The sequence below is a fragment of the Neisseria sp. HMSC064E01 genome (genome assembly GCF_001808875.1).
Classification (GTDB): domain Bacteria; phylum Pseudomonadota; class Gammaproteobacteria; order Burkholderiales; family Neisseriaceae; genus Neisseria; species Neisseria sicca_A.
Map to the genome: position 1 here is coordinate 10516 of NZ_KV794968.1, position 6041 is coordinate 16556.

4 protein-coding genes are annotated in these 6041 nt (G+C 53.0%); all 4 read right to left on the reverse strand.

The genetic code is table 11. The features are described from left to right. Positions 1–243: 243 nt before the first annotated feature. Entirely contained in the window at positions 244–1719 is a 1476-nt protein-coding gene (locus HMPREF2572_RS11185; RefSeq protein ID WP_070498694.1) for a surface lipoprotein assembly modifier, read from the reverse strand. Between the two features lie 258 nt (positions 1720–1977). Then, the gene (locus HMPREF2572_RS11190) at positions 1978–3189 is read right to left on the reverse strand and encodes a Slam-dependent surface lipoprotein (RefSeq protein WP_070498696.1); all 1212 of its coding nucleotides are present in this window, start codon (positions 3187–3189) and stop codon (positions 1978–1980) included. A 371-nt stretch (positions 3190–3560) separates the two neighbouring features. Beyond that, positions 3561–5369 (reverse strand): aspartate--tRNA ligase, encoded by a 1809-nt coding sequence (gene aspS, locus HMPREF2572_RS11195; RefSeq protein ID WP_070498698.1) that lies wholly within the window; start codon positions 5367–5369, stop codon positions 3561–3563. Positions 5370–5432: 63 nt separating this feature from the next. Continuing rightward, positions 5433–5888, reverse strand: a complete 456-nt coding sequence (locus HMPREF2572_RS11200; protein ID WP_070498700.1) for an Ivy family c-type lysozyme inhibitor — start codon at positions 5886–5888, stop codon at positions 5433–5435. Positions 5889–6041: the final 153 nt, after the last annotated feature.

The window sequence follows — 6041 nt, forward strand, 5'->3', positions numbered from 1 at the left end:
GGGGGTGGCTTTTTTGTTTGGGAAAAATCAAATTCGAGCAGCCTGTAGAGCCACCCTCTCCCCAGCCCTCTCTCGCCAGACGGGAGAAGGGGAGATTGCAGGGGAGGAGAAAGGAGTGGATGAAGATTGTGGCAGGTAGGGTGTTGGCTACCATTTGAACCTATTAAACGAGGTCGTCTGAAATCTAAAACTCTTATTTTCAGACGACCTTGTTCATGTTTTCGTTCATTCGGCAAAAGCGTTTTAAAACTGTTTCTTCACGCCCAGCATGATTTCGTTTTGGCGGTAGCGGTAGAACACGGAATTGCTTTTGACGGTGGTGTGTTTGAAGCGCAGTTCGGGGTAGAAGCCGCCGATGTGCCATTGTCTGAAGCCTGCGGCGGCGAGCCAGACGGTTTGGCGGTCGCTGCGTCTTTGTCCGTCTGCGGCGATGCCTGCGCGGTCGTAGAGGTTGCGCCGTTTCATGACGAGGGCGTTGAGGTAGGTGCCGTTGTCAAACAGGGTGTATAAGCCTGTGCGGAGGGTGTATTCGCGGTGGTCGGATGTGCCGCCGTTGTATGTGCGGCGGGTGTAGTCGGAGCCTGCGAACACGCCGGTTTTCGGGGTCAGGGCGTATTCTGCGCCTAAGCCTGTGCGGTATTCGGTGTAGTCGGCGGCGTAGGTTTTCGCGGTGCCGCTGTGGCGGTAGCGTTTGCCCGACCAGTCGGCGTTGACCTGCCATTTGGGGTTGAAGGTATGTGTCCACGAGGCTTCGGCGCCGTAGGCGTTGTAGTAGGCGTGGCGGTTGCGCCGTTCGTGTTCGTAAACGGGCATCAGCGAGAGGCGGCTTTGTGCGTCGGCGTATTCGTAACCGGCGGACAGTGTGCCTGTTTGGCTGCCGTAGTCGGACAGGGCGGCGTCTGTGTCTTTGCGGCGGTAGTGCGTGCCGTAGGCGAGGAGGTTGGTTTTGAGGCTGTGGTGTCCTTTAATGGGGGTGATTTTGCCTGCGCTCAGGCTGTAATTCCATACGGGGGAACGGATGGGGTCGGGCAGGTTTTGGTAGGCGAGGCATTGGCCGTCAAGCGGCAGGATGCAGCGGACGGAGCCGTCGGATTGGTTGATGTTGCTGTTGTAGCCGTAAGCGATGCCAATTTGTCCGTGCCAGCGGCTGCGTTTGTCGATTTCGCCGAGGTATTGTCCGATCAGGGCGCGGGTTTCTTCGGGAATGTCGGCGGCTTGGGCGCGGGCGAATGCGCTTCGGGCTTCGCGGTTTTGGTTGTCTTCGGTATAAAGGCGCGCGGTTTCGAGCAGGATGCGCGGGTTGGCGGGGTCGAGTGCTTCTGCCGATTGCAGGTTTCGTAAGGCTTCGGCGAGGCGTCCTTCGGCGCGTTGTTTCAAACCGAGCACCAATTTGGGCAGGGCGGGATTATGGTCGGGCAGGGCGGCGTAGCGTGTAGCGAAGCGTTCTGCCTTTTTCCATTGGCGTTCGTTAATGGCATGATAAATCGCGCTTTCCAGCTCTTCGGTATTGTTGCCTACGGTGTAAATTTGACCACCGATGCGGATGTATGCGTCGTCGTTTTCGATATCGCCTGCGGGTGTGCCGCCGTCCAGCCAGCCGCTTTCCCGATATTGCTGCTGCACGCGCCCGTTTTCTTCAGACAGGCGGCGCAGGTCGTCGCTGTCAGCGTGGGCGGACAGGGGCAGTAGGGCGAGCAGGAGGAGGCAGGATTTGTTCATTCGTTTTCTTTCGGGTTGGTGTGTGGTGGGTAAATTTCGGACGAGGCGGGTTTGCGGTGAAGCGGAGCGGTCGTCTGAAAAGATGCGATTTTGAATATCGCTTTGTTTGTAATCTGTTTCTGTTTTCAGACGACCCTTGAGGTAATGAGAAGCACAAAAGGTCGTCTGAAAACGGAAGCCGCGGAAATCCGTCCGCAGCTTGCCATAAAACGGGGAAAGCACGGCAATCCGCGCCTTCCCCGTTGTTCTATCGACGGTTTATTGTTTTATACCGCCGAAGGAGATGTCGTCGGCGCGGTTTTCCGTACCACGGGTCGCAATACCCGCCAATGCGGCGGCATTTTGACCGTAGAACTGACCTTTGATGCCTTCGCGGTTGCGGGCGGCATCAGAGGCGAAAGTACCGTTGCGGTTGTCGATTTTCACGCCGGCAAAGTCCAGAGTGTCGGTATGGCGCGCCAGTTTGCCGGTCATGCTGCCGCTGTCGCCCGAACCGAAATAGGCTTTGACGGTACCGGTATAGATATCGCGTTCGCCGGCTTTATGACCGTTGACACCGACTACGTTGTAAGTTGCAGTCGCCAAGCCTTTGGTGCTGCCGGTTGGGTTTTTGCCATAGAACCAGGCAGGATGCGCGTTGCCTTTGACATGCGCAGTAGCGGCGGCTTCTGAAGCAGGCGCCCATTCGCCGAAGAATACATTGCCCGAAGCGGTCGGGATTTTGCCGACGGTCAGCAAGCCTTTTCCTTTGCCGTCTTCAGTGTTCAGGCTGAACAGCTCGATCTGATTGATGCGGCGTTCACGGATGACGCGCTCGCCCTTGCCTTCGATTCTGTCGATAACAAACAGGATTTCTTTGTTTTTCAGGTTGTCGGCATCAGCAACGCGGACGGAATTTTTGACTGTATATTGAGGTTTTGCCACTGCGTTGTTTGGATTGTAGGCAGGAGGTGCGTCGGCTGTGGTCATGACGCTGTAAGGTGTGTTTGGAGTACGAATACCGACGATTGGCTCAGAGTAGGGCGGCAAATTACGGTTTTCTGTGGCGCGTGTAGGCGCAGGCGCAGTCGGTCTGCTGATAGAAGAACGGGCAGGAGGTTGGGGAGCTGTGCTCATGACGCCGCTGTCCGGTATCGAAACATTGTTGCCGATTGGCATGGAGTGGGGGAAGTTGCCATTGTTGACGACAGGGTTAGATAGAGGAGGCGCAGTCGGTTTACTAGGAAGTGCAGGAGGCAGAGTAGCGCCCGACAGCGTCATCACGTCGCCTTGTGCTGTCAGATAAGGTTTGCCGTCACGCGCTGCGTTAGGATTAATCGGCATGGAATATGGGAAGTTGCGGTTGTCCAAAGTACTGCGTGTAGGTGCGGAGGTAGGGCGGGAAGCGTCATATGCAAACGCGGAATGCGCTGAGATAACCGCCGTCGCTGCAAAACAGGTTGTTAGAATGGAGGAAGTTATTTTTTTCATAGCTATACTCTTATCAATAATTAATTAAGATATTACCTGTATGCCTGCAACAATAAACTTCTTGATTAAACAAGCTGATACATACAGGGGAGGCGAGAATAGCATGACAAAAAGGAAATGTAAAAAAATTACCGTGGGATTATGAAGATAAGCTGATATTACTCAAGTAGGCTAAAGTTAATAGACGGATTTACCCATTATGTGATGAATGCCGAAGGATTAAAATAGAAAATGCCCGCCTCCTGACATTTGTCACATCTGTTATAGTGGATTAAATTCAATCCACTATATAAAAAAGGTCGTCTGAAACCCGTGTAATAAGTTTCAGACGACCTTTTGACTGTCAGGTGTTGCCCACCTGCTTTTAAAAATTACGCTTCTTTATTTTCAGTCGCTTTTTGACGCAGGCGCAAGCTCAATTCGCGCAGCTGTTTGTCGTCCACCGCATTCGGCGCGTTGGTCAGCAGACATTGGGCGCGTTGGGTTTTCGGGAAGGCAATCACGTCGCGGATGGATTCGGCGCCGGTCATCAGCGTCACCAGACGGTCGAGACCGAATGCCAAACCGCCGTGCGGAGGCGCGCCGAATTTCAGGTTGTCCAAGAGGAAGCCGAATTTTTCCTGTTGCTCTTCGGGGCTGATTTTCAGAGCGGCGAACACTTTTTCCTGTACGTCGGCACGGTGGATACGGATGGAGCCGCCGCCGATTTCCCAGCCGTTCAACACCATATCGTAGGCGCGTGCCAAGCAGTTTTCGGGATCGGATGCCATCAGGTCTTCATGGCCTGGCTTAGGCGAGGTGAACGGATGGTGCATGGCTGCCCAGCGGTCGCCGTCTTCGTCGTATTCGAACATCGGGAAATCGACAACCCACAAAGGTTTCCATTCGTCCACGAAGTAGCCGTTTTCCGCGCCGTGTTCCAAACCGACTTTGATACGCAGCGCGCCGATGGCTTCGTTCACAACTTTGGCTTTGTCTGCGCCGAAGAAGATGATGTCGCCGTTTTGCGCGCCGGTACGTTCGATAATTTCTTTCAGGGCGTTTTCAGACAGGAATTTCACGATTGGAGATTGCAGGCCGCTGTCTTCGCCGTTGGAAAGGTTGCTGACATCGTTCACTTTGATGTACGCCAAACCTTTCGCGCCGTAGATGCCGACAAATTTGGTGTATTCGTCGATTTCTTTGCGGCTGAATTTCGCGCCGTTCGGTACGCGCAGGGCAACCACGCGGCCGCCTTTCATGTCGGCTGCGCCACGGAAGACTTTGAATTCCTCCGTTTTCATCAGGTCGGTCAACTCGGTGAATTTCAGGTTGATGCGCATATCGGGTTTGTCGGAGCCGTAGTAGAACATAGCTTCGGCGTAAGGCATACGCGGGAAATCGCCCAAATCCACGCCCAGCGCGTCTTGGAAGACTTGTTTTGCCATGCCTTCGGTGATGTCCATGATTTCATCCTCGTTCAAGAACGAGGTTTCCAAGTCGATTTGGGTGAATTCGGGCTGGCGGTCGGCGCGCAGGTCTTCGTCGCGGAAGCACTTGGTGATTTGGTAGTAACGGTCGAAACCCGCCACCATCAACAGTTGTTTAAACAATTGCGGCGATTGCGGCAGCGCGAAAAACTCGCCCGGATGAACACGGCTCGGCACGAGATAGTCGCGCGCGCCTTCAGGCGTGGAGCGGGTCAGCATCGGGGTTTCGATATCGATGAAGCCTTGCGCGTCCAGATAACGGCGAACGCCCATAGCGACTTGATAACGCAGGCGCAGGTTGCGCTGCATCACCGGACGGCGCAGGTCGATAACGCGGTTGGTCAGGCGCACGTTTTCGCTGATGTTTTCGTCGTCAATTTGGAACGGCGGCGTAGCGGCGGCGTTCAAGACTTCGATTTCTTTGGCAAGGATTTCGATTTTGCCGGAAATCATTTTGTCGTTGGTCGTGCCTTCCGGACGGTTGCGCACGCGGCCGGTAATGCTCAAAACGTATTCGTTGCGGGCGGAATCGGCAGTGGCAAACGCTTCGGGCGTGTCGGGGTCAATCACGACTTGGACGATACCTTCGCGGTCGCGCAGGTCGATAAAAATCACACCGCCGTGGTCGCGTCGGCGGTGTACCCAGCCTTTGACGGTTACGGTTTGGTCTAAGTATTGCTCGCTGATCAGGCCGCAATAGTTGGTACGCATAAAATCACCTTTTTATATTGTTCAATTTGAAAAGAAGGAAAAGGTCGTCTGAAAAAAGACACCTTAATTGTTTTGTTCTTTACGCCATTCTGCTTTCAGAAAATTTAATTCTGCCTTAGTGGGCTTACCGTAAATGTAGATTTGATCCGGATTTGTTCCGAGAGAATCAATTTCTGTATAAACCACATGATAAGCAACGATATGTTGTTTGTCGGTCAGAATGTGCATTCGGTTGCTTGCACAATTATGCGGTTGACACATATTGGTGTAGTAATAGGTCTTACCGCCGATTTTCACACTTTCCAGCGGCGGCATGGGACCAGCCATTTTGCGCACCCAATTGTGCATGGGGGCTTTGGGTGCATATTTACCGACTTGTTCGTGCCAAAGCTTTTTGAAAGCAGGTTGTTTGTGCCAATCAAATAGAAATACCTCTTCGCCTTTGCTGTTGGTTACAGGTGCGGAGACAGCTAGATTAGGCAGAAACAGGGCAAGCAGTAAAGCGGATAAATATTTCATGTTTATATTTTGAGATTGAATAAAACTTCAGAATGTCGGTTTATGCGTTCAGCTCGTCTGAAAATTTCAGTCGTCACGATTTTCCCAACGCCAAAGTACAACAATTAAAAACAACACTGACAATGTATAGTGGATTAACTTTAAACCAGTACG